Here is a 24,307-nt window from a genome sequence, read left to right on the forward strand (position 1 = left end):
GCCCCCCTTAACCGCAGGCCGCGATATGAGTCAGGCGAAACAAATTGCTGAAATTATCTTAAAAGGCTTTCGCCGCCACTTCAGTTTATTTCAGGCTATTACCGCCAAAGCCAAACAACGTTTTGAGTTGGCCGACTGGCGCGCCTTTCAGCAGGACAGCTCAGACCGTATTTCGTTTTATGATCAGCGTGTTACCGAAGCGATTGCACATCTGGCCACTGAGTTACCGGCACAATGCTTAAACGAAACACTGTGGCAACAGGTAAAACAGCACTATATGGAATTTCTGGCGTTTCACCCCCAGGCTGAACTGGCAGAAACCTTTTACAACTCAGTGTTTTGTCAGTTATTTGAGCGTAAGTATTTTCATAATAAGAACATCTTTATTGAGTCTACGCTGAGCAAACAACATTTACCTGCGCCGGTGGCCTCGGTATACGACAGCTACTTTCCGGCCCAGGATGGCTTAAAACAAACTATCCGCAATATTGTCTCCGGCTTTGGTTTTATTACGCCCTTTATTAACCTGGACCGTGATATCCGCCTGATTGTAAAAAGCTTTATGGCGCAGTCCAGCCATGGCCGCCATCCGGTGTACCAAATTCGCTTTGATATTTTAAGATCAGTGTTTTACCGCAATAAAGCGGCTTATATTGTTGGCCGCGCGGTAACGCCGGATGGCCAGCAGCCGTTTATTATTCCGCTGCTGCACCGCGAAGGCGCCGGCTTGTATATCGATACCCTGGTAACAGATGCCAAACAGATGACGATTATTTTCGGCTTCTCGCGCGCTTATTTTATGGTGGCTACCCAGGTGCCATCAGCATTGGTGCATTTTTTACGCGAGTTACTGTCGCATAAAACCCTGGCCGAGCTATATGCCAGTATTGGCTTACACAAACAGGGCAAAACCGAATTTTACCGCGAGCTGCTGGGCCACCTGGACAACAGCAATGATCAGTTTGTCGCCGCACCGGGTATTCGCGGCATGGTAATGATGGTGTTTACCCTGCCATCGTTTCCTTATGTGTTTAAAGTTATTCGCGATAAGTTTGCTCCCAGCAAAGAGTTTGGCCGCGACACGGTAAAAGCGCGCTACCTGCTGGTAAAAAAACATGACCGGGTTGGCCGCATGGCCGATACGCTGGAATACTCTTATGTCGCCTTGCCGAAAAAGCGTTTTTCGGCTGAATTACTCGAAGAGTTACAGCAGGTTATTGGCGACTCACTGAGCTTTGAAGACGAGCTGGTGGTAATTAAACACCTGTATATTGAACGGCGGATGATCCCGCTGAATATCTATCTGGAAACCGCCTCGCTGGCGGAAAAAAGCCATATTATGGACGACTATGGCCAGGCGATTAAACAAATGCTGGCCGCCAATATTTTCCCGGGCGATATGCTGCTGAAAAACTTTGGTGTAACACGGCATAAACGCGTAGTGTTTTATGACTACGACGAAGTGCAGTATATGCTGGATGTTAATTTCCGAAGCTTTCCGAAAACCGATAACTATGAAGATGCGCTGTTTGCCGAAGGCACAGTGTGCGCCGCACCGGGTGATGTATTCCCCGAGCAGATGGCCACCTTTGTTACGCCGCAGCCGCAAATCCGCGAGTTGCTGTTTGGCAAACACCCTGAACTGCTTGATGCTGCCTACTGGCGGCAGAAACAACAAAACATCCGCAATGGCGTGGTAGAAGATATTTTCCCCTACCCCGACAGTATTCGTTTTTATCATCAGTATCAGGATGACAGCAGCGCCCAGACAAACTAGGGTTATGCTATGAAGTCAGCCAGATGAATTGATACAGTATGAGCAGCAACATTCAAACCGTCGATGCACATTGGGTAAAACGTTTACTGCCAGCCAGACCGGCCCAGGCTCACAAAGGTTACTTTGGCCATGTGCTGGTGATAGGTGGCGATTATGGCTACGGTGGCGCTGCGATTATGGCGGCGCAAAGCGCTGCGCACTGTGGTGCTGGCTTGGTCAGTTTATACACCCGCCAAGAACATATCAGCGCCATGTTAAGCCGCCAGCCAGAAGTAATGGCCAACCATCAGCACTTTACCGAGATGCTAAACCGCGCCACGGTTGTGCTGGCAGGCCCAGGGCTTGGCCTGAGCAGTTGGGGCAAAGCCCTGCTGGTACAAGTACTCAGTTGCGACAAACCGCTGCTGCTTGACGCCGATGCGCTGAATTATCTGGCATCACTGCCAGCAACTGATCAGCAGCGCATGCAGCGTGATAACCGGGTGTTGACACCTCACCCGGGAGAAGCTGCTCGTTTACTCGGCTGCACAACGCCTGCAATAGAGCACGACAGAATAGCGGCCGTGCAGCAGTTGCAGCTGCAATTTGGCGGCACGGTATTATTAAAAGGCCTTGCCAGCCTGATAGCCGGGCCAAAGCAGCAACTGGCGCGCCTTAACTGCGGCAACCCTGGCATGGCCAGCGCTGGCATGGGCGATGTGTTGTCCGGTATTATTGCCGCCTTATTGGCACAGGGACTAAGCAGCTTTCATGCTGCGGCACTGGGCGGTTGGCTGCACGGTAGCGCCGCTGATGCAGTAGCCGCTAAACGGGGTGAGCGCGGTCTGCTGGCAACTGCTATACTGCCGCCGCTGCAAAAACTGCTAAACGGAAAGCCTGTTAAATGAAAATATACGTGGATGCCGACGCCTGCCCGGTAGTGATTAAAGACATTATCTTTCGTGCCGCTGAGCGCAAAAACATTATCACTTTACTGGTCGCCAACCAGCTAATCAGAGTGCCGCCGTCGAAGTTTATCTCGGCTATTACGGTGTCCAGCGGCTTTGATGAAGCCGATAACGAAATAGTACGCCGCTGCGAAGCCGGTGATTTAGTTGTCACCGCAGATATTCCACTAGCCGCCGATGTGCTGGCCAAAGGCGGCTATGCACTAAACCCACGCGGCGAGCTATATAGCCACGATACAATTAAACAAAAGCTAACAATGCGCGATTTTATGGACACGCTGCGCGGCAGTGGCGTGCATACCGGTGGGCCGCCGCCGCTGAGTCAAAGCGACCGACAGGCCTTTGCTAACCAGCTGGATACCCTGTTACAGCGCAATACTACACCTTAAAACGGCCTACCTGATTGTTGACCACCTGTACCAGCTGCCGCACCCGGTTGCCGTCATTGCCGGTGTCCCGGGCTAAATCTGACAGTTCTATCGCATTCTGGCTGATACCATTCACTGTTTGATTAACGTGCTCAGCGACAGTTGACTGCTGTTCGGTTGCGGCGGCGATCTGGATTGCCATATCATTGATGCTGGCAATGCCCGACACGATACTGTCCAGAAACTGACAGGCCGATTCAGCATGCTGCTCGGTTTCTGATACCTGCGATTTTGCATTACTCATCGCACTTACGGCACTGCTGACACCATTTTGCAACCGCGTAATCATTTCGTGGATGTCTTTTGTCGACTGCTGAGTACGCGAAGCCAGTGTCCTGACTTCGTCGGCAACCACAGCAAAGCCGCGGCCGGCATCCCCGGCACGGGCGGCTTCAATGGCAGCATTAAGCGCCAGTAAGTTAGTTTGGTCAGCAATACCACCAATCACTTCCAGCACCGACACTATATTACGGCTCTCGGTTTCCAGATTACTAATGGCCTGCACCACCTGATCAATATCGCGCGCCAGCACGCTGATTTCACTCATCGATTGGCGGATCACCTTGCCAGAACTGTCAGCGGCAGTGTTGGCTCGTTCTGTAGCACCACTGGTTTGTGCAGCATTACCGGCGATTTCCTGCACTGCATGTTGCATCTGATGAATAGCGGTCAACACCTGATCAATATGCATAGTTTGCTCGCCGGCTTTTACGCTGGTCTGGTCTGTTTTGCTGGCAATGTTGGCTGACGCTTTCTCCAGATCTGCAAGGTGTCGCTGCACCTCTTGCATCATCGCCTGCAAAGTAGTGATAAATTCATTAGTCTTTACGGCGACATCGCCAATTTCATTGTCACTGCTAACCGGCAACCGCCGGGTTAAATCGCCGCCGACACTGGCCAGCTCGCTGACCATATTTTTCAACTGCTCCAGAGGCTTTACAATCAGGTTGGGGCTGAACAGCACGGTAATTCCCGCAATCGCCACAGCAATGATCACCAGTACGATAGTTAACGACTTTTGTTTATCAACATAGTGCGATAACTCCTGCCCCAGCGTTAGCATACGCTGATCAATACGCTCTCCCAAGCCGTTATATTCTTCACGCAAAGATGCAAACGCCGCCCCCTCAGCGCCTTTTATCAGCGCCCGTGCCTGTAAGGTGTCGTTTTGCTGTGCCAGCTGAATAACCTGCTCGGCTAAGTGGAACCACTGGTTAAATATGCCGGAAAATTCTGCTGTCGACATTGCCTGTACCCCAAAACCCCGTACCAGGCCACTGGCGGTTTCCATCCGCTCAAAAGCCTGGCGCACATTGTCATCGAAGTCTTTGCGCACGTCAGCCACTGGCTGACCTGCAGCGGTCAGCACAACAAATTCACGCAGTGCCAGCTCTGCCTGATATAGATCGCGGTCAGCATTTAGCACAGCTGTAGTAGCCGGGCTTAAATTATTAATAGCAATATCAGTACGGTCGACTACGCCGTTGACCATAATCAGGCTTTTCCCCCCCACCACTGCAATCAGTATCGCCAAAATTAAGATGGGTAATGCAATTTGCATTTTAACAGACAGGTTTTTCAGTGTATTCATGACGGCTCTCACATCCAGTAACGTACGGTAAGCCAGAGATGGCTAAGTGATATACCCACTTAGCATAGTTGAGTTTATCAGTAACATAATTGAATTTTATCAGTATCCTAGCGAATTATTGCCATACAAGCTGTGTTATTGCCAAGTGCTTCACGGCGCAGTGCCCGGCAACACCTTAAGACTAAAGCCTGAGCTAAACTGTAGCAGTTTATTGCTATCCGGTTGAATAAAGCCCAGGCTGGCAGCCAGTAACTGCAGTGGTTTATCAAACTGCGGTGGCTGCTTGGGCAGTAACTCAGGATAGTATTTATCATGCAATATTGGCATACCAAGACTAAGCATGTGCAGCCGCAGCTGATGGGTTTTACCACTGTGCGGGCTAAGCTGAAACAGACCGATGTCGCCGGCTTTGACGACCAGACTGATATCTGACACCGCATTCACCGGCCCTGGGACTATGGCATTGAGGAATCGCGGCTGGCTTTTTTCAATTCGATTGGCGATGTGCCAGTGCCGGGGCAATGCACAGTGCTGTGCTTCTGCGCTTAGCTTTGCTACCGCCTGATACTGCTTTTGTACCCTACCTTCGCTAAACAGCTGATAATACTGCGCCCGACTGGCCGCATTTAGTGAAAACAGCACTATGCCCGCGGTTTCCCGGTCCAGCCGGTGTACCGGTACAATATCACTAATGCCGGTTTCGCGTTGTAAGCGCGCCAGTAAGCACTCATTAACGTATTCACCACCTGGCGTAACCGGCAAAAAATGCGGCTTGTCAGCCACCAATATATGCTCGTCCTGATAGACAATTTGGTGCGCAAACGGGATAACCGGCTCGGCTGTTACTTCACGGTAGTAGCACAACCGTTTGCTGGGCGAAAAAGGGGTATGTTCGGTAATCGACTCGCCGTTAAACCAATACACCTTGCCTGTAGCAATACGCTGACGCCAGATAGCCTCGCTGATAAACGGAAACTGGCTGCAAAGAAACTGCAGCACAGTATGCCAGCCGTTATTGACAGCAGGCAGGGTAATTTCAGAGGCTTGGCGGGCTATCGACACGGTAGATTCCGGCAGAAAAATCAGCGCGCAGTGTAGCATAAAAGCGGCTACAATAGCCGCCCGTTGCCGTTCAGATGCTGTTGGAACCTGCATGTCGCATATTAATTCTGTCCTTAACCTACGCACACAGGAGCTGGCAAAAGCTACCCGGGTGTTTAACGCACGCGGCAGCAAAGTTAAACGCTGCGAGCAGTGCCTGCTGCCGGCCACCGACTGCATCTGCGCCAGCAAACCCAATGTCAGCAGTAGCAGCGCCTTTTGTTTTATTATGTATACCGGCGAGTGCTATAAACCCAGCAACACCGGCCGCATTATTGCCGATGTTATCGCCGACAACCATGCCTATGTTTGGGACAGAACCCGGCCCGATGCCAACATGCTGGCACTGCTGGCCGACGCACGTTATGCACCTGTAGTGGTATTTCCGCAGCAATATGCTGAAGCTGAGCGTTGTATCAACAGCCCGCTTGAACTTAGCGCCGTGCAAAACGGCAAAATACCGCTGTTTATTATGCTGGACGGCACCTGGCGCGAAGCGAAGAAAATGTTTAGAAGCCCTTATTTAGCCAACTTGCCGGTGCTGGGTATTCAACCAGAGCAGGGCTCAAGTTATCAGCTGCGCGAAGCAGCGCATCTGCACCAGCTGTGCACCGCCGAAGTGGCGGTTGAAGTACTGACTCTGGCGAACGATAACGTAGCCGCTGTAGCGTTGGCCGAATACTTTGCTGTATTTCGCCGCGCTTATATTGTCGGCAAACCCCACCTTAATTTTACTGAATCAGCAGAGTAATCTGCCAAGGATCTGATATGCGTGATGTAATACTGAGTAAACCCGCAGTTGAACTGTATAAAATACTGAAATTTGAAGGCCTGCTCAGCAGTGGCGGCGAAGCAAAAGCCGCAATAGACAGCGGTTTAGTGAAAGTGAACGGCGAAGTAGAAACCCGTAAACGCCGCCAGATTAACGCCGGCGATATTATTGAAATTGGCAGCGAAAAGCTGCAAATGCGCTTAGAATAATGCCGCAACTACACCGTTTGCAGAAAAGCAGCCAACTGCGCAACCAGCCAGTTGGCGTCATCTAACGGCACATCATGTCCGGCCCAGGGGTGCTGAATATGTGCCGCCTGCCAGTAGCGGGCTAAATCGGCTGAACATTGCGGGCTAACCAGCGTATCACCCAGGCTGCTAAGCAATAATGCAGGGCATTGCGGTGCGGGTGTTACCACAAAACGACTGGCCGCCCATAATTGGCGCAGGGCATTTAATTTACTTACCGGTCTTTGCTGCTGCCATAACTGCCAACTGCCAAGTATATCGGTATGTTCTGCAGGCCTGGCGCTGGTTAACTGCAAAATAGCCTGTTCGCGCTGTGCGGCCCCCAAGACGATACTGCGCAAAATAGCCGGATAGTTACGCCAGCACAAACGGCGGTAAAACGGCGACAACGGCTTGGCACTGCTGTTAATCAGCGTGACTGAGGCCACTTCATGCGGATATTGCGCTGCCCAGTCGGCTGCTAACATAGCCCCCAGTGAAATAGCCAGCAGATGCACCCTGCCGTTGTATTGTGGCGCCTGCAACCATTGCTGGCGCACCGACTGGCACAGGCCTCTGATGCTGCCAGGCGAACGCTGCTGGTACAGCTGGCCCGAGCCGGCAAAATCAAAGCTCAGCACAGGGTTGGTTACAGCCTCAGCCAGTAAAGGTTTGAATTCACCCCAATGGCGCTGCTCACGGGTTAAACCGCGGATCAGCAGTACCGGTGTAGCCTCGGCTAATACCATAAGGTTTTGGCCTGAACCTGTAACTGCTCGCGGTTAACCTGCGGCAACCAGTTTTGATATGACATGGTGCTGTTAATAAGAAAGTTAATCAGAATAAGGTGACTGCGCAGCACCCTTTTTACACGGTGCGGCTTTACCGGATGAAACATGCCCAGGCTGGATAACAGCTGAAACGGGTTTTTCCGCACCCAGTTCCACGAGCCCATTTCCAATGTTAACGGCAACATAGTGGTGTTATGCGCCAGCGATAAATCGTAAAGGTAGTCCCATAAATCACCATGGCACAGGTAATGCTGCGATTGCGGCTCAAAAATATAATTCTGGTGTGGGTAGGTTTGAAACAACAGTTCACGCAGCCGGTACATTTCGGCCAGATGCGCAATCGGCTCGCGGCGGCTTTTCGCATAAGGGAACCACAACCGATCAGTAGTGCCGAAGCCGGAGTGGCAATCCAACACCAGCGAAAAGGGCCGGTTAAACAGCTCACGCTGAATAAAATCGGCTACGGCCTGGCTTTCTGTTTCCATTTTGTCGGTGCGACCGCGATGCCATGGAATGGTGCGGCTGATACGCTGGCCGCCAACCAGCCAGGCGGCGCCTTCGGCGCACTCCACCGGCGCATTGCGCATTAAATCAACACTGTTGCCATTAGCGCGCCAACCATTGGCCATGCCGGCCGGGTTAACCAGCGGGATAAAATAAATACAACAATGTGCCAGCGTATGTTGCAGGCAAAGATCCCAGGGTAAGCGGTTTAGTAAAGTTTGCAAATAAGCCAGCACCACTTGTGTGCCAATACGCTCCAGACCGTGAATCCCTCCCACCAGCACGACTGCCGGGGCTGAAGCGTTGCGGTTGCCAAGAGTCAGACCATATAACGGCAGGCGCTCTGCCATATGCGGTATGCTGGCCAGTAATTCAACCTGTAATTGTGGCGGGGCCGTATCAATTAACTGTTGCAGCTGAGCCAGCTCGGGCAGCATGGTATCAGTATCAACCAACAGCTCACTCCGTTAGTGAAAGTTATATGACAGCATACCCGATGCCCGCCAGACAAAAATGGCAGTTTTATGAAGATTAAGTAAAACGCCGCCAAAGCGGCGGCGTGGTTAGCTTAGCAAAAGCTAAGTTTAGTTGGCGGCTGTATCAAGCGGAGCAAAACTTTTTACTAAGTCATCTACTGCTTTCATTTGCAGTAAATAATCTTCCAGCTTGGCCAGCGGCAAGGCACAGGGGCCGTCACATTTAGCCTGGTTTGGGTCCGGGTGCGCTTCAATAAACAATCCCGCCAGCCCCAACGCCATGCCAGAGCGCGCTAGCTGTGCTGCCTGGGCACGACGACCGTCGGCCGAGCTTTCGCGGCCACCTGGTTTTTGTAATGCGTGGGTGGCATCAAAAATAACCGGTCCGTAGTTTTTCATTTCATCCATACCCAGCATGTCTACCACCAGGTTATTGTAACCGAAACAACTGCCTCGCTCGCACAGGATCACCTGTTCATTACCGGCTTCTTTAAACTTGGTAATAATATGGCGCATTTCATGCGGCGCTAAAAATTGCGGTTTTTTTACATTAATTACCGCGCCGGTTTTCGCCATTGCCACCACTAAATCGGTTTGCCGCGCCAAAAACGCCGGTAACTGGATCACATCTACCACTTCTGCCACCGGTGCGGCCTGATATGGCTCGTGTACATCGGTAATTAAAGGCACGTTAAAAGTACGCTTAATTTCTTCAAAAATTCTTAAGCCCTCCTCCATGCCCGGGCCCCGGTAAGAATGCACAGACGAGCGGTTAGCTTTGTCAAACGAGGCTTTAAATACATAGGGAATGCCCAGCTTAGTGGTGACTTCCACATAGTGCTCGGCAATACGCATGGCTAAATCGCGTGATTCCAGCACATTCATGCCGCCAAACAGCACGAAAGGTAAATGGTTAGCCACTTGCGTGCTGCCAACCCGAATAATTTGCGCAGTCATAGTTTTTCCTAAAAACACAGGCACAACGCCTGTGATGCTCTTATCAGAATGCAGTTAAAAACACCGGCTGTTTGGTCATGGCTACCCGCAGTACCAGGCCCAGCCAGCCCAGCGCACCTAAAAAGCAAATCCAGCGGATGGCAGCAGTGCGGCCTTTAAATGCCATTACACCCAGCCCGATATAGGCCAGCACGGCAAGAAATTTTTCTGTCAGCCAGGCATGCACAAACGGATATTGCTGTAGTGTGATCATTAGCAGCACCGCACTTACCAGCAACAGCGTATCAATAACATGTGGTGCTATTTTAAAAAATTTAGTTTGTAACATTGCAGCCGGCTTTAGGCTCATGGCATAACGCACTAACAGAAAACTAACACTGAGCACCACCATTAACAGGTGAAAATGCTTATAAGCCATATACATAACGCTTGTCCTTCCTTTATTAATAAAACAGCCAGCGTAAGCTGGCTGCAGTTACTCGTAGCTGTCCGGGTATTTTTGCAGTATTGCTTCCAGTTTGTCGACCCGGCTTTTAAATATTTCTACCAGTTTGGGGTCAAATTGCTTGCCGGCTTCTGCTTCTATTGTTGCCATTACCTGATCCAGTGGCCAGGCTGACTTATAACAGCGCCGGTGGCGTAATGCATCATAAACATCGGCCAGAGCGGCAATACGACCGTAAATATGAATATCTTCGCCTTTTTTACCAGTCGGGTAGCCTGTGCCATCCCATTTTTCGTGGTGATCCTGTGCAATCACCGCACCGGCCTGAATAATGCTGCGTTTAGAGTTTTTCAGTATCTCATAGCCGATGCTGGTATGGGTTTTCATCACTTCCCACTCTTGCGCCTGCAGCTTTGCCGGTTTATTTAAAATACCATCCGGAATACCTACTTTGCCAACATCGTGCAAGGGCGCGGCAAACATTAAACGTTCAGCTTCCTCTTCAGGCATGCCATAAGCTTTGGCCAAATCATAACAAATAAAGGCCATCCGTTTCACATGGTTACCGCTTTCAATTGAGCGATGCTCTACTGCCTCGCTTAGGCGATAAACAATTTCGCGCTGGGTGTCTTCTACTTCATGCTGCAGTTGCACATTTTCATAGGCTATTTGCACATTTTGGGAAAATAACTCAATCAGCTTTTTCTGATTCTCGGTAATGGCGCCCGGCAAACCAGAGATATACAACAAAGAGCCATGGGTAAATTTACTGGTGCAGTAGGCCACCAGGTAATTATCGCGGTACACAATACCGCGTGATTTAAGGGCGGTATCAAAGGCGTCCATTAACTCTGGAGCCAATACCTCCTGCACCGGTTTACCTTCTTTGCTTTCAAACTCGCCCTGGCCGGCAAATACCACTAAGTTATGTGGCTCAGTTACTTCACCGGCAACATTACCCGCCACCAGCGATGAGCTGACCAGCAAAGCGTCTTCATTACAGCCCAGAATAGAGGTGAGTTGCTGTAAAACGCCATCGATAAACTGCTCCATCGAGTGCGATGAAAATAAGTCGGCCGAGGCGTTAATGATTTTTTCCAAACCCTGACGGCTTTGCTCCAGTGACATAATATCGCGGTAGGAACGCAGGCTGGACATAATAACGGTAAACAGTTTTTGTGCGGTAAGCTCGGTTTTAGATTTATAGTCGTTGATGTCGTAGTTAATAATCACCTGTCGCTCGGGCGCCTGCCCCGGCTGGCCGGTGCGTAAAATAATGCGCACATGTTCATTGTGCAGCTCTTCACGGATATAACGCGCTACCAGCAAACCGGCATCGTCGGTTTCCATGACTACATCCAGCAAAATAATAGCGGTGTCGGGGTGTTGTTTAATCAGTTCTTTAGCTTCGCGGCCAGAGTAGGCACTGAAAAAGGTCAGATTTTTACTTTGAAAGGTAAAATCACTCAACGCTAGTTTGGTAACAGCATGCACTTCAGGCTCATCGTCAACAATCAATACTTTCCAACTGCCGTTAAGCACTGCAATTATCGGTTCCGGCTCTTCGGCAAATAAAAAATCATCGCTCATCCGCTTTTCCTTTAGCTTGATTTAGTCTGAATAGTTGCTGAATTAGTTATATGCCCTATCCAGAGCAGGGTCAAAGGAAATGGATAAAAACAACTCTTAATCTGGCAAACAACCGCCACTGATACGCCAGTTATTACCATAATCGCGCTTTGACTCAACCTGGGTAAAACCGGCTTGTTGCAGCAATAACCGCACAGCACCAGCCTGATTATAACCATGTTCCAGATAAAGCCAGCCATTGGCATTCAAGTGCTGCGGCGCCTGGCGTACTATCTGCTCAATATCAGCCAATCCCTGCTGTTCAGCAGTCAGCGCAGTTATCGGCTCATATTGCAGGCTGGCTAAATGCGGGTCTTGCGGATCAATATATGGAGGATTGCTGACAATCAGATCAAACTTTGCGCCGCCCAGTGCGCTAAACCAGTTACTTTGTACCACGCTGCAGTTTTTTATCTGCAGTTTTTTCCGGTTACGTTCCGCCAGTGCAGCAGCTTCGGCAATATAGTCTACCGCTGTTAGCTGCCACTGCGGTTTATTGTGCGCCAACGCCAGGGCAATAGCGCCGGTGCCGGTGCCTAAATCCAACACTGTTGCCTGTGCTGGTAGCGGCAGCGCCAAGGCTTGCTCTACCAGCAGTTCGGTATCTGGCCGCGGGATCAAGGTGCTGGGAGCGACTTCAAGCTGTAAGTCAAAAAAGTGCCAGTAACCAAACAAATAAGCCAGTGGCTGGCCCTGCAGGCGCGCGCTTAGCAGCTCAGTTAGCTTTGCCAGCTCTGCACTGTTAAGTTCGCGCTCGGGGTAGCTGTATAAATAGCCGCTGCTAACATTCAGCACATGACACAGGCATAACCGGGCTTCAATATCCGCCGTTGGGCTAATTGCTACCAGTTGTTGCTGCGCCTGTTTTTGCCACTGTGTCAGTGTTTGTTGCACTTTTTGCCGCACTTAGCGGTTCTCGTCGGCCAACGCGGCTAACAAGTCTGCCTGATGTTCGTGTTTCAGCGGCTCTAATACCTGATCTAAATCACCTTCCATCACTTCGTTTAAACGGTAAATGGTAAGGTTAATCCGGTGATCGGTTAAACGGCCCTGCGGGAAGTTATAGGTGCGGATACGCTCGGAGCGATCGCCACTGCCCACTAACGAGCGGCGGGTAGATTCTTCCACGAGACGACGTTTCTCGTCTTCTGCCGCCTGAATACGCGATTGCAGCACGCTCATGGCCCGGGCGCGGTTTTTATGTTGCGAGCGTTCGTCCTGACACTCCACAACTATGCCGGTAGGTAAGTGGGTAATGCGAATGGCAGAATCAGTGCGGTTAACGTGCTGGCCACCAGCACCGGAGGCACGGAAAGTATCCACTTTTAAATCGGCCGGATTAATTTCTATCGCTTCGCTTTCCGGCACTTCCGGCATAATAGCCACGGTACAGGCCGAGGTATGCACCCGGCCCTGAGATTCAGTGGCCGGTACACGCTGCACACGGTGGCCGCCTGATTCAAACTTCAGCGTACCGTAAGCCCCCTCGCCCTGCACACTGGCGATGATTTCTTTATAGCCGCCATGCTCACCATCACTGGCGCTGACAACTTCGAGCTTCCAGCGGCGTTTTTCGGCAAAACGACTGTACATACGAAATACATCACCGGCAAAAATAGCCGCTTCATCGCCACCGGCACCGGCACGAATTTCTAAAAAGCAGCTGTTGTTGTCGTTCGGGTCTTTGGGCAGCAATAAAATTTGCAGGTGCTGATCCAGTTGCTCAATGCGTTCTTTGGCTGCTTTATATTCTTCCTGCGCCATTTCACGCATATCAGGATCGCTGTCTTTCTGCATGTCTTCAGCCGAGGCTAAATCCTGCTGCGCCTGCTGATAGTCGGCAAAAGCTTTGCTGATATCTTCCAGTTGGCTGTACTCTTTTGACAGCTCGCGAAATTTGCTTTGATCACTTATTACGCCTGCATCACTTAATAATGCCTGCACTTCTTCGTAGCGCTCAGCCAGGCCTTCCAGCTTGCGGTATACCGATTCTTTCATGGTGTTTTATTTGCCTGATTACAGATCTAACAAAGTGTTGATCAAGGTTTGTTTATTCAGTTCGTCGTCTTGCACTAACTGGCGGATGGCTTTGGTTGGGCTGTGCATCAGCCGGTTACTCAGTTTAGTTGACAGCTCAGCAAGCACTTTTTCGGCATCTTGTCCGGCGGCCAACTGGTTTGCAGCTTTGGCCAGTAATTCTGTACGCACCTGCTCGCAGCGCTGGCGGTAATCGCGCACCCAGTCAACACTGCCTTGCAGCGTTAACCACTGTGCAAACTCAGCTGCGCCAACTGATATCATTTGCTTGGCCTGCTCAGCAGCCTGCAGGCGGTTATTCAGGTTTTGCGCCACTATCGACTGTAAATCATCTACTGTATACAGGTAAGCATCCTCCAGCTCTGCCACTTGCTGCTCAATATCGCGCGGCACGGCTAAATCAACCAGAAACATCGGCTTGTGCTTTCGCTGCTTTAGCGCTTGCTCTACCATACCTTTACCAACAATGGGCAAAGTGCTGGCGGTAGAGCTGATCACAATATCTGCATCAGCCAGAGTTGACGGCACCTGTGCCAGCGTAATGGCAGAGGCACTGAATTGCCCGGCCAGATGTACCGCGCGCTCATAAGTGCGGTTAGCTACCGTTAGCTGCCCGGCGCCCTGTTCTTGCAAATGCTTAGCTACCAATTCAATGGTTTCACCGGCGCCAATCAGCAGCACCCGTACTTTGGCCAGGTTACCGAAAATTTGCTTGGCCAAGCTTACCGCGGCAAAGGCGACAGATACCGCATTGGCACCAATATCAGTCTCGGTGCGCACCTGTTTGGCTACTGCGAAAGTTTTTTGAAATAAGCGTTCAAACTGCGGGTTAACGGTACCAGCACTGCGGGCCTGATTATAAGCCTGTTTTACCTGACCGAGAATTTGCGGCTCGCCCAGCACTAATGAGTCCAAGCCGGACGCCACTTGCATCAGATGCTCGGCAGCCGCATTGTCCTGATGTAAATACAAATGCGGTTGCAATTCACTGCCCTCAATCGCATGAAATTGTGCCAGCCAGGCAATTACCTGTTCCGCTTGGGTAGCAGTACCGTTAAAATACAACTCGGTGCGGTTACAGGTAGATAAAATCACCGCATCGGAAATACTGGTTAAGGTAGTCAGTTCGCGCAAGGCTTCAGGCAACTGCTCAGGCGCAAAAGCAACTTGTTCGCGCAGGGCAACCGGTGCCGTTTTATGATTAATGCCGAGTGCGAAAATGGCTGTCACCTGTATCATCAGAATTGTCAGGGGCGAATTGTACAAAAAGCCCCAACTTAATAAAAGCGAAGAAAGCTCAGTGAAGGACTTTAGTGTGGTACATCCGTTTATTCGTCCGTTATTTATCAGTATTGTTATTCTATTGCTAAGTGCCTGTACTATATTTCAGCGCCCGGCGCCGGCTGAAACGCCGCTTAGCACCAACGAGCGTGAACAACAAATACTGGCTATGCAGCAATTTTCGATACAGGCCAGTGTCGGCATTAAAACGCCGGACGAGTCACTTAGCGGTAATTTACACTGGCAGCAGGACAGCGCAACTTATAACGCCCGTTTAAGTAATTTTCTTGGCATTAGCCTGTTTGAGCTGAGCGAAACTGAACAAGGCAGCGCTATTACTGTTAAAGGTGAAACCTACCGCGCCGTAGATACCAGTACCTTATTACTGCAACTATCAGGCTGGTCAATGCCGTTGCATGATATGCCGCTATGGCTACGAGGCTTACCCGGCAGTAAAGGCCGCGACATAAAGCGCGACGAATTTGGTCGGGTGACGGCGTTTAATTTAACTGACAGCACCGGTATCGTCTGGCGGCTGGAATACCAGGGCTTTTTCCCCGACAGTCTGGCGCTGCCCAGACGCATGCTGCTGCAAAGCAGCGACAGTCAAATTAAAATTGTTATCCGGAGCTGGCAATGAAGTGCCTTACCTTGCCAGCAGTGGCAAAACTGAATTTATTTTTGCATATTACCAGCCGCCGGCCTGATGGCTATCATAACCTGCAAACCTTGTTTCAATTGCTGGACGTGGGCGATGAACTGACATTTACGCTGCGCCAGGACGATGAAATCCGGCTTGATTGCAATAACAGCGAACTAATCAACGAACAAAACCTGGTACTGCGTGCTGCCCGCCTGCTGCAGCAATACAGCAACTGTGCACAAGGCTGCGATATTTATCTGGATAAACGCCTGCCAATGGGCGGCGGTTTAGGTGGTGGCTCATCTGATGCCGCCACTACGTTGCTGGGGTTAAATAAATTATGGCAACTTAATTTAACCAACGATACGCTGGCCGGGCTGGGGTTGAAACTGGGCGCCGATGTTCCGTTGTTTGTCCGCGGTTATACTGCTTTTGCTGAAGGCGTAGGGGAAAAATTACAACCACTGCTCATGGCTGAGAAAGTTTACCTGGTGGTTACACCAGATTGTCATATCAGTACGGCAGAAATATTCCAACACGCTGATTTAATACGTAATACACCATCTATAGGCTTTGAACAGGTGTTAACAGCATCCTGGCACAATGACTGCCAGCCATTGGTAGAACAGCTCTACCCTATTGTTGCAATAACCTTACAGTGGTTGGTAGAATACGCGCCGTGTCAAATGACGGGTACTGGCGCCAGTGTGTTCGCCGCATTCCCGGACCAGACCAGTGCTCAGCATGCTCTTGCGCAATTACCGCCGTCCTGGCGTGGTTTTATTGCCAAAGGGGTCAACCAGTCGCCTGTATGGGCTGCGTTGGCAGATACCGAATAAGTAACCGCAGCGGTGTTGTTGCCGCTGTTAATTGATGAACCGGACTCACCACCGCCCTGAGGATCCTACCGTGCCTGACATGAAGGTTTTCGCTGGTAACGCCATACCAGAACTCGCAAGTAAAATCGCCAGCCGTCTGTATATTAAACTTGGAGATGCAGAAGTCGGCCGTTTCAGTGATGGGGAAGTTAGTGTCCAAATCAATGAAAACGTGCGTGGTTCTGATGTATTTATCATCCAATCTACCTGCGCTCCGACTAACGATAACCTGATGGAACTGATTGTAATGGTCGACGCCCTGCGTCGTGCCTCAGCTGGCCGTATTACTGCAGTAATGCCGTACTTTGGTTATGCCCGTCAGGATCGCCGTGTACGTTCAGCCCGGGTGCCGATTACCGCCAAAGTCGTCGCCGACTTCTTATCCAGCGTAGGTGTAGACCGTGTATTAACGGTAGATTTGCACGCCGAGCAAATTCAGGGTTTCTTCGATGTACCGGTAGATAACGTGTTCGCAAGCCCGGTGCTGCTGGACGATATGCGCAAAAAAGGCTTTACCTCGCCGGTAGTGGTATCACCGGATATCGGTGGTGTGGTACGTGCTCGTGCTATTGCCAAATTGCTGAACGACGCCGACTTAGCCATTATCGACAAACGCCGGCCAAAAGCTAACGTTGCCCAGGTAATGCATATTATCGGTGACGTAAAAGACCGCGACTGTATTATTGTTGATGACATGATCGACACCGGCGGCACTTTATGTAAAGCCGCTGAAGCCTTAAAAGAACAAGGCGCCAAGCGTGTATTTGCTTACGCTACCCACCCGGTATTCTCCGGTGGCGCGGCAGAAAATATTGCCAATTCTGTCATCGATGAGCTGATTATTACCGACACCATTCCGCTAAGTGCTGAAATGAGAGCAGTGTCTAAAGTACGCCAACTGACGTTGAGCGAAATGCTGGCCGAGTGTATACGCCGTATCAGCAATGAAGAATCTATCTCTTCGATGTTCGACTAAGCGCTAAGCTATACGTTTAAAAGGCGCTGCGGCGCCTTTTTTGTTTGCTCAGGCTGTTAATTTCCGCGCTGTTTTCGTTTGCAGCTTCAGCGACCCGGTGGTAATATGTCGCGCCCCTGAAAAGGGCATCCAGCCTGAGACTGGTCGCGAGTCTTGGGAAACCTTAATTTTTGGAGTACACCATGTCTGATGCAATTTTTACATTAAATGCAGAAGTCCGTACTGACGCGGGGAAAGGTGCGAGCCGCCGCCTGCGTCACGAAGACAAAGTACCAGCTATCATTTACGGTGGTAGCAAAGCCCCGGTTTCTATCACTTTAGAGCATTCTAAACTGTTAAAAGCTCAAAGCTTCGAAGCGTTTTACTCTCACATTCTGACTATCAAAGTCGGTAAAGAAGACGTAAAAGCTATCGTTAAAGCTATGCAACGTCACCCGTACAAGCCAAAAATCATGCACGTTGACTTCCAACGCGTTGAAGCTGGCCACGAGCTGCACACTATTGTTCCTGTTCACTTCTTAAACGAAGATGCACCGGTCAAGAAAGGCGGCGTAGTAGTACACGGTGCTAACGAAATCGAAATCTCTTGTCTGCCAAAAGACTTACCAGAGTTTATCGAAGTTGACATGAGCAACGTTGAAGTAGGCACTACCCTGCACTTATCTGATCTGAAAGCGCCTAAAGGTGTTACTTTCGTTCAGTTAACTAAAGGTGCCGGCCACGACTTAGCCGTTGTATCTGTGAACAAACCAGCTGGTAAATCAGCTGATGCAGAAGAAACTGAAACTGCTGAGTAATGTCTGACACTACTCAATCAGCCATTCAGTTGATTGTGGGCCTGGGTAATCCGGGCCCGGAATACAGCCAGACACGGCACAACGCCGGTGTCTGGTTTGTTCAGCAGCTGGCCCACGCCTTTAATACCAGCTTAAAGAACGAGCCGAAGTTTTTCGGCTACACTGGCAAGTTTGTCTGCGCCGGGCAAGAATTCAAGTTACTGATCCCCTCTACTTATATGAATTTAAGCGGTAAAGCCGTGCTGGCTATGGCACAGTTTTACAAGCTGACACCTGAGCAAATTCTGGTAGCGCATGATGAAATGGCGCTGGAGCCGGGTGTAGCAAAATTTAAGCTCGGTGGCGGCCACGCCGGCCATAACGGCCTGCGCGATATTATGGCGCGCCTCGGCAATAACCCGAATTTCTACCGGTTACGGCTTGGCATTGGCCATCCGGGCCATAAAGATCAGGTAACTGGCTATGTATTGGGTAAAGCCCCTGCCAGTGAACAGAACCTGATTGAGCAAACTATTGATGAGGCAACACGTTGCTTTGATATTCTGGCCCGTGATGGCCTGATTAAAGCGCAAAACCGCCTGCACAGTTTTAAAGCCGGCTAAAGCAGCTGGCGCAGCAATTTCCAGCACGTAAAGGATAATAATTATGGGTTTCAAATGTGGCATCGTCGGCTTACCTAACGTAGGCAAATCCACCCTGTTTAATGCGTTAACCAAGGCAGGCATTGAAGCGGCTAACTTTCCGTTCTGTACTATTGAACCGAATACCGGCGTAGTACCGGTACCGGATCTGCGCCTGGATAAGCTGGCGCAAATTGTTAACCCACAGCGCGTGCTGCCTACTACCATGGAATTTGTTGATATCGCCGGTTTGGTAAAAGGCGCATCGCGGGGCGAAGGCCTGGGCAATAAATTTTTGGCTAATATCCGCGAAACCGATGCTATTGGCCACGTAGTGCGCTGCTTTGACGATGACAATATTATTCACGTAGCGGGCAAGATTGATCCGGCAGATGATATCGACACCATTAATATGGAACTGGTACTGTCTGATATGGACAGCGCCGAGCGTGCTATTTTCCGTGTTAGCAAAAAAGCTAAAGGTGGCGATAAAGACGCCAAAGCCGAAATGGCAGTGCTGGAAAAAGTAAAAGTGCACCTGGAGCAAGGCCACACGCTGCGCCAATTAGAGCTGGATAAAGAAGAAAAGGCTTTAATTGCCTATATGAATTTCTTAACCATTAAGCCAACGATGTATATCGCCAACGTAATGGACGACGGCTTCGAAAATAACCCTTACTTAGACATAGTACAGGCCATTGCTGACAAAGAAGGCGCTATCGTTGTGCCAGTATGCGCTGCTATTGAGTCGGAAATCGCTGAGCTGGACGAAGATGAGAAAGCCGAGTTTATGGCCGATATGGGTTTAGAAGAGCCTGGCTTAAACCGGGTTATTCGTGGCGGTTACTCGCTACTAAACCTGCACACCTATTTTACCGCCGGGGTAAAAGAAGTACGCGCATGGACAGTCGCCGTAGGTGCCACGGCACCACAGGCAGCCGGCGTTATTCACACCGACTTTGAAAAAGGCTTTATCCGCGCTGAAGTGGTTGCCTATAACGACTTTGTCCAGTTTAACGGCGAAGCCGGTGCCAAAGAAGCAGGTAAATGGCGTTTAGAAGGTAAAGATTACATCGTAAAAGATGGCGATGTAATGCATTTTCGCTTTAACGTTTAAGGCATTTAAGAATCTTAAACAGCTGGCAAATAACTGTCAGCTGCTTAAGATCTGTACGTCGTTGTCAAACTTAATTATTGGGGCATCGAAACCAAAGAGCTCAAACCAGTACTTTTCCCAGTCAACACTTAGTGAGAAAAATTTAACATCATCTCGTATATCTCTAAACAACCATTTTTGAGCAAGGAAATAATCTTCTCTCAATTCTCTAGATATGTTGTTTGATTTCTTTTGAATACCTGAATCAACAAGGTGAGAATTTATTTCCCTTGTTATTTCACTTCCTCGTGAATGCGTGGATCCATGAGCTAGTCTGATAACCAAAGCGGCGAATATAAGAGGTACGTATACAGATTCCCATTTCTTTTCCTGCTCAATAACTTTTTTGACCCTTTGAATAAAATCTAAGTCAACGACTCTCTCTGCCTTCGCTTCTCTACTCAAAGTTGAAGTAGGTTGACAAATATCACTCATAGCCTCGTACAAAGGGAGCCTTCCAACTCTATAAAAATCATCCAGATTGAGCACAGAGCTGCGAATGGACCTATAATCATTTTTAGGAACATCACAAAAGCTCATCACTGACTCATCCATCAGAAGCCCTTTCGGTGCTGACTTTGTTGACATCAAATCTACATAACAACCATAGTCAATTGCATAAAGGTTGAATCGCTTTCCAGGTACATTTGCCGCTGATATCCCCTGTTTAAGCAAATGTAAGATTCTTGCATCATACAAATAGTCAATTAACTCGTCTTTAACTCCAGAAGCAAGTAGAAACCCTCTGGTTTGCCTATTTTTGATTACTTCATGAACTATCCAATCCAATAAATTTAATATTTCACTCATATTTTTGATAGCTTCATGTTTATTTCTATAAAATGAGTCTCTAGCCGACTCTCTTACCAAAGCTATCGACAACTTATTATCCACTGCTTTCTGTGCGGCAATTCCGACTATACTAATGGCGTCTCTAGGTATGCCCTCTGATGCTCTAGCAAATTCCTCAAATGCGGGATACTGGGTAAATACTTCATTAATGAATTTATCAGCAGTCGGGTAATCAACAGCCTTCAAACCCAATGCAAGGGCATGTTTATACAAAAGGTTTTTGAAAAAGCCTTTTGCCAGTTCACTGTTGTTATCAAAAACCATAAAATCATCAAGATCTATGACAGATGAAGCATCAGCTCCAACTTCTATTCCGATATAAGAAGAGTTTTCAGAATTGTGAACTCTGAAATTACTTCTGTGTTGAATAGCAGCAACCTTCAAGGTTACACCTCTAACTGGCAATACCGTCCGACGTAATAAATCTGCTAAATAAGGCTGAAGATCCAGAGGTAATTCACTCCACTCGTCAATGAGAATCCAAAGCTGCTTCCCATGTAATTTGCTCACAATACTTTGCAACACTTTTACTACTGTCGAAAAGTGAATCCTTATTTCTTCTTTGCCTTTTCTAGATAAGCTATCTTCATGCTTCAAGTTGCGGTAGCTTTTTTCGGACAACTCGAATAATGGCCCCCCTGAGTAACCTATACTTGCGTTTTTCTGTTGTTCACGGTCACTAACTCTCGAATGTCCTAATTCAGTCTCTCCCTGGATAACTATGTTAGTCGATTGCTCTATAAACTCGTCTAGACATTCTAAAACCCCAGTGTCTAACAATGAGTCATTGGCAACTACAATTTGTCTAAGAGACTCGTGGATACAACAGAGCGTATCGGATAATAACCTCGTCCCTCTGACAGAGAGTGGCAATTTTCTATCCCCATAAAAACCGCCACTTGAACCGACGACTCTCATGTCGAGAGTAACACTAACTATCCCTTGTTCTCTTAAGTTACTATCAAGGTAATAAAGAAGATGGGTTTTCCCTGTTCCCCGTCTACCAAATATGATTTGGTTATCATTGCTAGATAGAGTGGCGAAGAGAGGGCCAACATCCACAAAAGACTTCACTAAGTGCTCTGGAACTGACTTTTCAGCCCGCTTTGCTACCCGCATTAGCAATGAGTTAATACTCTTCATACAAAAATCCCGATATTCAGTAATTAGAAACCTAGCAAAGTTAGATTAGTTAATCAAACCCCCATCTACCGCTCAGAGTGCAAGCAACAACGCTCCGAATTGCAGATTAATCAGCTTTTTAGATTCAACTTCGGCCAATATGCGCATAAAACCAGCAAACGGTTCTGTATAAGTGATTTGCGAAAAAAAAACGGTTGACGCTATAGGGGCAGTTCTGGATAATACGCGCCACTTGCTTAGGTCAAGTTAGCGTGGCTACATAGCTCAGCTGGTTAGAGCACAGCACTCATAATGCTGGGGTCGCAGGTTCGATTCCCGCTGTAGCCACCACTTAACTTTACCTGTGCATGCGGGGATGGCGGAATTGGTAGACGCACTGGATTTAGGTTCCAGCGCCGCAAGGTGTGAGAGTTCGAGTCTCTCTCTCCGCACCACTTTTAAAGTGGTTGCACACAAGTTTTTGCAGGGGCGTAGCCAAGCGGTAAGGCAGCGGGTTTTGATCCCGCCATGCGTTGGTTCGAATCCAGCCGCCCCTGCCATTAATTCAGTGAACGTAGTTTTCGTAAAATCCTGCCAAACGACGATCACATAACCGTGTTTCAGTAGGGGCGTAGCCAAGCGGTAAGGCAGCGGGTTTTGATCCCGCCATGCGTTGGTTCGAATCCAGCCGCCCCTGCCATTAAACAGAAAAACCCAGCTTAGGCTGGGTTTTTGCTTTCTGTTTTCAGCTGTGTTGGTTTAGCTTAAACTTGCCGGTTACAACTTCTTTTGTGCTCGCCACAGCAACTCGTCCTTATGCCTACGGCAGGACTCAAACACTCTGTGGCTGCGCCAAAAGAGTTCTAACCTACTTTGCAGATGAGGTTGGAACCCTGCAGCGCACAGCCACAGAGTGTCTGAGTGGCGGCGCAGCCGGCACGAGTTGCTGTGGCGAGCACTGTAGGTGTTGCAACCGTATCGCTGGGCTAAGAGTTCTAACCTCCTTAATCTGAACCCACCGCATAACGCGCCACAAAAGTTTTTAACATAGTGCTGCGCGCAGCCACATTCAGCACTAGCTGGCGTAGCTTACGCACTGGTGTTATATCGTTACCAAATACCTGATAAAAGCCATCCATCGCGCTCATCATCAGTAAATTCGCCGGCTTACGTTTACGCTGATAGTTACGTAGCAATTGCTCACTGCCAATATCGTTGTTATGCCGTCTGGCGTCGATAATCAGCTCTGTCAGCAGTTTGGCATCCGCAAAACCCAGGTTAACGCCCTGCCCCGCCAGCGGGTTAATGGTATGAGCAGCATCACCTGCCAGTACTACCCGGCCGGCGTAATAGCGGTTAGCATCCAGCCGTGCCAACGGGAACCAACTGCTGCTAACAACCTCTACCGCACCTATTTGTGCCGGAAAAGCCTTGATTAACTCTTTCGTCAACTGTGCCGGGGTAAGTGCCGCCAGCTGTTTAACTTTAGCCGCCTCTTCATACCATACCACTGAGCCTTGTTGGCCGCTCAGCGGCAAAAACGCTTTTGGCCCGCTTGGCGTAAATTGCTGCCAGGTCACATCTTGCTGCGGGTAAGGCGTATTCACCAGGGCGACCAAACAAGCCTGCTGGTATTGCCAGCCATTAGTGCCAATGCCGGCTAACTGGCGTAGTTGTGAGTTACCGCCATCAGCGGCTACCACCAGCTTACTGCTAAGCAGCTCACCACTATCCAGCGTTAATATCGCGCTATCTGCCTTTTGCTCAAGTGCAGTTACTGAAGAGGGGCAAAACAGCCGCACATTAGCGCCAAACTGCCGCCACAGCGCCAGCTGCAGCAGGTTGTTCTCCACTATATGGCCCAGGTGGCTGCGGTTAATATCTGCCGCATTAAAACTGACGAGGCTGTGCGACTGTTCAAACGCCTGTAAGCGCTGATACGGGCATAACCGCATTTGCTCTAAGGCTGGCCAGGCTCCCAGCGTTGTCAGCCAAGCTTCGCTGGCCAGATTAATTGACGATACGCGTAAATCAGCCGTGCTGTTGCTGTCAAAGTCTGGCGGTGACTGCTTTTCTATCAACGCCACCTGCAACCCCGCCTGGCTTAGTGCCACAGCAATAGCAGCACCCACCATGCCACCACCGACGATACTGATATCAAACTGTTGTACTGTTTTCTCGTTGGTCATAGATAAGAGTCTTATTAACTGATAAAGCATTGTACGTCAGGCGGCAATAAAAACGAAAACCGGTTTTTTTTCTGCCGCTGAAAGCAAAACAGGTTTAACCCTGTCTTTGTT

Annotated in this window: 23 protein-coding genes and 4 tRNA genes; 15 read left to right on the plus strand and 12 right to left on the minus strand. The window is 49.4% G+C overall.

Going from position 1 to position 24,307, the window contains the following annotated elements; genetic code table 11:
• Nucleotides 1-25: 25 nt before the first annotated feature.
• Genes aceK through MJX74_RS11455 form a run of 3 tightly spaced genes read left to right on the plus strand, consistent with a single transcriptional unit; the run spans nt 26 to nt 3,113 of the window.
• Entirely contained in the window at nt 26-1,777 is a 1,752-nt protein-coding gene (aceK, locus tag MJX74_RS11445) for a bifunctional isocitrate dehydrogenase kinase/phosphatase (RefSeq protein WP_240222985.1), read from the plus strand.
• Between the two features lie 38 nt (nt 1,778-1,815).
• Nucleotides 1,816-2,664, plus strand: coding sequence for an NAD(P)H-hydrate dehydratase (locus MJX74_RS11450; protein ID WP_240222986.1), 849 nt, complete (start codon nt 1,816-1,818; stop codon nt 2,662-2,664).
• Entirely contained in the window at nt 2,661-3,113 is a 453-nt protein-coding gene (locus tag MJX74_RS11455; protein ID WP_240222987.1) for a YaiI/YqxD family protein, read from the plus strand. The genes MJX74_RS11450 and MJX74_RS11455 overlap by 4 nt, the downstream gene beginning before the upstream one ends.
• Here MJX74_RS11455 and MJX74_RS11460 read toward each other — a convergent pair.
• Both MJX74_RS11460 and MJX74_RS11465 read right to left on the minus strand, forming a co-directional pair.
• Nucleotides 3,103-4,743: a methyl-accepting chemotaxis protein gene (locus MJX74_RS11460; RefSeq protein WP_240222988.1), complete on the minus strand. Its 1,641-nt coding sequence runs from the start codon at nt 4,741-4,743 to the stop codon at nt 3,103-3,105. The two genes, MJX74_RS11455 and MJX74_RS11460, sit on opposite strands and share 11 nt — an antisense overlap.
• Before the next feature lie 150 nt (nt 4,744-4,893).
• Nucleotides 4,894-5,898: a pseudouridine synthase gene (locus MJX74_RS11465; protein WP_240222989.1), complete on the minus strand. Its 1,005-nt coding sequence runs from the start codon at nt 5,896-5,898 to the stop codon at nt 4,894-4,896.
• On the opposite strand from MJX74_RS11465, the gene MJX74_RS11470 reads away from it, so the two are divergent.
• Nucleotides 5,897-6,595, plus strand: a complete 699-nt coding sequence (locus tag MJX74_RS11470) for a tRNA-uridine aminocarboxypropyltransferase (protein ID WP_240222990.1) — start codon at nt 5,897-5,899, stop codon at nt 6,593-6,595. The two genes, MJX74_RS11465 and MJX74_RS11470, sit on opposite strands and share 2 nt — an antisense overlap.
• Before the next feature lie 17 nt (nt 6,596-6,612).
• Nucleotides 6,613-6,825: an RNA-binding S4 domain-containing protein gene (locus tag MJX74_RS11475; protein WP_240222991.1), complete on the plus strand. Its 213-nt coding sequence runs from the start codon at nt 6,613-6,615 to the stop codon at nt 6,823-6,825.
• Between the two features lie 8 nt (nt 6,826-6,833).
• On the opposite strand, the gene MJX74_RS11480 is transcribed toward MJX74_RS11475, so the two are convergent.
• The 8 genes from MJX74_RS11480 to hemA form a co-directional block, all read right to left on the minus strand.
• On the minus strand, nt 6,834-7,592 hold the full coding sequence (locus tag MJX74_RS11480) for an alpha/beta fold hydrolase (RefSeq protein ID WP_240222992.1): 759 nt from the start codon (nt 7,590-7,592) through the stop codon (nt 6,834-6,836).
• Nucleotides 7,583-8,593, minus strand: coding sequence for a M14 family zinc carboxypeptidase (locus MJX74_RS11485; RefSeq protein ID WP_240222993.1), 1,011 nt, complete (start codon nt 8,591-8,593; stop codon nt 7,583-7,585). The genes MJX74_RS11480 and MJX74_RS11485 overlap by 10 nt, the downstream gene beginning before the upstream one ends.
• A gap of 129 nt (nt 8,594-8,722) precedes the next feature.
• The gene (gene kdsA, locus MJX74_RS11490) at nt 8,723-9,571 is read right to left on the minus strand and encodes a 3-deoxy-8-phosphooctulonate synthase (protein ID WP_240222994.1); all 849 of its coding nucleotides are present in this window, start codon (nt 9,569-9,571) and stop codon (nt 8,723-8,725) included.
• Between the two features lie 43 nt (nt 9,572-9,614).
• Nucleotides 9,615-9,995: a SirB2 family protein gene (locus tag MJX74_RS11495; protein ID WP_068229423.1), complete on the minus strand. Its 381-nt coding sequence runs from the start codon at nt 9,993-9,995 to the stop codon at nt 9,615-9,617.
• A 51-nt stretch (nt 9,996-10,046) separates the two neighbouring features.
• The gene (locus MJX74_RS11500) at nt 10,047-11,606 is read right to left on the minus strand and encodes a response regulator (RefSeq protein WP_240222995.1); all 1,560 of its coding nucleotides are present in this window, start codon (nt 11,604-11,606) and stop codon (nt 10,047-10,049) included.
• Nucleotides 11,607-11,702: 96 nt separating this feature from the next.
• Nucleotides 11,703-12,551, minus strand: a complete 849-nt coding sequence (gene prmC, locus MJX74_RS11505; RefSeq protein WP_240222996.1) for a peptide chain release factor N(5)-glutamine methyltransferase — start codon at nt 12,549-12,551, stop codon at nt 11,703-11,705.
• Nucleotides 12,552-13,643 (minus strand): peptide chain release factor 1, encoded by a 1,092-nt coding sequence (gene prfA / locus MJX74_RS11510; RefSeq protein ID WP_240222997.1) that lies wholly within the window; start codon nt 13,641-13,643, stop codon nt 12,552-12,554.
• Nucleotides 13,644-13,661: 18 nt separating this feature from the next.
• Nucleotides 13,662-14,921 carry a glutamyl-tRNA reductase gene (gene hemA, locus MJX74_RS11515; RefSeq protein ID WP_240222998.1) on the minus strand — a complete coding sequence of 420 codons (1,260 nt, stop codon included), beginning with the start codon at nt 14,919-14,921 and terminating at the stop codon, nt 13,662-13,664.
• Nucleotides 14,922-14,982: 61 nt separating this feature from the next.
• Between hemA and lolB the strand changes: the two genes are divergently transcribed.
• The 6 genes from lolB to ychF all read left to right on the plus strand — a co-directional run bounded on the left by lolB (nt 14,983) and on the right by ychF (nt 19,994).
• A complete protein-coding gene (lolB, locus tag MJX74_RS11520; protein ID WP_240222999.1) occupies nt 14,983-15,603 on the plus strand; it encodes a lipoprotein insertase outer membrane protein LolB in 621 nt (206 codons plus the stop codon).
• Nucleotides 15,600-16,445 (plus strand): 4-(cytidine 5'-diphospho)-2-C-methyl-D-erythritol kinase, encoded by an 846-nt coding sequence (gene ispE / locus MJX74_RS11525; RefSeq protein ID WP_240223000.1) that lies wholly within the window; start codon nt 15,600-15,602, stop codon nt 16,443-16,445. Before lolB ends, ispE begins: the two co-directional genes overlap by 4 nt.
• A gap of 79 nt (nt 16,446-16,524) precedes the next feature.
• Nucleotides 16,525-17,460: a ribose-phosphate pyrophosphokinase gene (locus MJX74_RS11530; RefSeq protein WP_240223325.1), complete on the plus strand. Its 936-nt coding sequence runs from the start codon at nt 16,525-16,527 to the stop codon at nt 17,458-17,460.
• Nucleotides 17,461-17,642: 182 nt separating this feature from the next.
• On the plus strand, nt 17,643-18,257 hold the full coding sequence (locus MJX74_RS11535; RefSeq protein ID WP_240223001.1) for a 50S ribosomal protein L25/general stress protein Ctc: 615 nt from the start codon (nt 17,643-17,645) through the stop codon (nt 18,255-18,257).
• Entirely contained in the window at nt 18,257-18,859 is a 603-nt protein-coding gene (gene pth / locus MJX74_RS11540) for an aminoacyl-tRNA hydrolase (RefSeq protein ID WP_240223002.1), read from the plus strand. The genes MJX74_RS11535 and pth overlap by 1 nt, the downstream gene beginning before the upstream one ends.
• A gap of 43 nt (nt 18,860-18,902) precedes the next feature.
• Nucleotides 18,903-19,994 carry a redox-regulated ATPase YchF gene (gene ychF / locus MJX74_RS11545; protein WP_240223003.1) on the plus strand — a complete coding sequence of 364 codons (1,092 nt, stop codon included), beginning with the start codon at nt 18,903-18,905 and terminating at the stop codon, nt 19,992-19,994.
• 36 nt (nt 19,995-20,030) lie between these two features.
• On the opposite strand, the gene MJX74_RS11550 is transcribed toward ychF, so the two are convergent.
• Nucleotides 20,031-22,028: an ORC-CDC6 family AAA ATPase gene (locus MJX74_RS11550; protein WP_240223004.1), complete on the minus strand. Its 1,998-nt coding sequence runs from the start codon at nt 22,026-22,028 to the stop codon at nt 20,031-20,033.
• Nucleotides 22,029-22,281: 253 nt separating this feature from the next.
• Here MJX74_RS11550 and MJX74_RS11555 point away from each other — a divergent pair.
• The 4 genes from MJX74_RS11555 (at nt 22,282) to MJX74_RS11570 (ending at nt 22,707) form a co-directional block, all read left to right on the plus strand.
• A tRNA-Met gene (locus MJX74_RS11555) sits at nt 22,282-22,358 on the plus strand.
• A gap of 19 nt (nt 22,359-22,377) precedes the next feature.
• Nucleotides 22,378-22,462 (plus strand) — tRNA-Leu (locus MJX74_RS11560).
• A gap of 30 nt (nt 22,463-22,492) precedes the next feature.
• A tRNA-Gln gene (locus tag MJX74_RS11565) sits at nt 22,493-22,567 on the plus strand.
• Nucleotides 22,568-22,632: 65 nt separating this feature from the next.
• A tRNA-Gln gene (locus MJX74_RS11570) sits at nt 22,633-22,707 on the plus strand.
• 304 nt (nt 22,708-23,011) lie between these two features.
• On the opposite strand, the gene MJX74_RS11575 is transcribed toward MJX74_RS11570, so the two are convergent.
• The gene (locus tag MJX74_RS11575) at nt 23,012-24,196 is read right to left on the minus strand and encodes an FAD-dependent oxidoreductase (RefSeq protein WP_240223005.1); all 1,185 of its coding nucleotides are present in this window, start codon (nt 24,194-24,196) and stop codon (nt 23,012-23,014) included.
• Nucleotides 24,197-24,307 lie beyond the last annotated feature (111 nt).

This window comes from Rheinheimera hassiensis (genome assembly GCF_022436675.1).
Taxonomy (GTDB): domain Bacteria; phylum Pseudomonadota; class Gammaproteobacteria; order Enterobacterales; family Alteromonadaceae; genus Alishewanella; species Alishewanella hassiensis.

Coding starts and splice junctions, on each gene's coding strand:
- MJX74_RS11460 (WP_240222988.1), bottom strand. CDS start 4,743: ATGAATACACTGAAAAACCTGTCTGTTAAAATGCAAATTGCATTACCC.
- ispE (WP_240223000.1), top strand. CDS start 15,600: ATGAAGTGCCTTACCTTGCCAGCAGTGGCAAAACTGAATTTATTTTTG.
- MJX74_RS11530 (WP_240223325.1), top strand. CDS start 16,525: ATGAAGGTTTTCGCTGGTAACGCCATACCAGAACTCGCAAGTAAAATC.
- MJX74_RS11495 (WP_068229423.1), bottom strand. CDS start 9,995: ATGTATATGGCTTATAAGCATTTTCACCTGTTAATGGTGGTGCTCAGT.
- hemA (WP_240222998.1), bottom strand. CDS start 14,921: ATGATACAGGTGACAGCCATTTTCGCACTCGGCATTAATCATAAAACG.
- MJX74_RS11500 (WP_240222995.1), bottom strand. CDS start 11,606: ATGAGCGATGATTTTTTATTTGCCGAAGAGCCGGAACCGATAATTGCA.
- aceK (WP_240222985.1), top strand. CDS start 26: ATGAGTCAGGCGAAACAAATTGCTGAAATTATCTTAAAAGGCTTTCGC.
- pth (WP_240223002.1), top strand. CDS start 18,257: ATGTCTGACACTACTCAATCAGCCATTCAGTTGATTGTGGGCCTGGGT.
- kdsA (WP_240222994.1), bottom strand. CDS start 9,571: ATGACTGCGCAAATTATTCGGGTTGGCAGCACGCAAGTGGCTAACCAT.
- MJX74_RS11450 (WP_240222986.1), top strand. CDS start 1,816: ATGAGCAGCAACATTCAAACCGTCGATGCACATTGGGTAAAACGTTTA.
- MJX74_RS11475 (WP_240222991.1), top strand. CDS start 6,613: ATGCGTGATGTAATACTGAGTAAACCCGCAGTTGAACTGTATAAAATA.
- MJX74_RS11465 (WP_240222989.1), bottom strand. CDS start 5,898: ATGCAGGTTCCAACAGCATCTGAACGGCAACGGGCGGCTATTGTAGCC.
- MJX74_RS11535 (WP_240223001.1), top strand. CDS start 17,643: ATGTCTGATGCAATTTTTACATTAAATGCAGAAGTCCGTACTGACGCG.
- MJX74_RS11455 (WP_240222987.1), top strand. CDS start 2,661: ATGAAAATATACGTGGATGCCGACGCCTGCCCGGTAGTGATTAAAGAC.
- MJX74_RS11480 (WP_240222992.1), bottom strand. CDS start 7,592: ATGGTATTAGCCGAGGCTACACCGGTACTGCTGATCCGCGGTTTAACC.
- MJX74_RS11575 (WP_240223005.1), bottom strand. CDS start 24,196: ATGACCAACGAGAAAACAGTACAACAGTTTGATATCAGTATCGTCGGT.
- MJX74_RS11550 (WP_240223004.1), bottom strand. CDS start 22,028: ATGAAGAGTATTAACTCATTGCTAATGCGGGTAGCAAAGCGGGCTGAA.
- ychF (WP_240223003.1), top strand. CDS start 18,903: ATGGGTTTCAAATGTGGCATCGTCGGCTTACCTAACGTAGGCAAATCC.
- MJX74_RS11470 (WP_240222990.1), top strand. CDS start 5,897: ATGTCGCATATTAATTCTGTCCTTAACCTACGCACACAGGAGCTGGCA.
- prfA (WP_240222997.1), bottom strand. CDS start 13,643: ATGAAAGAATCGGTATACCGCAAGCTGGAAGGCCTGGCTGAGCGCTAC.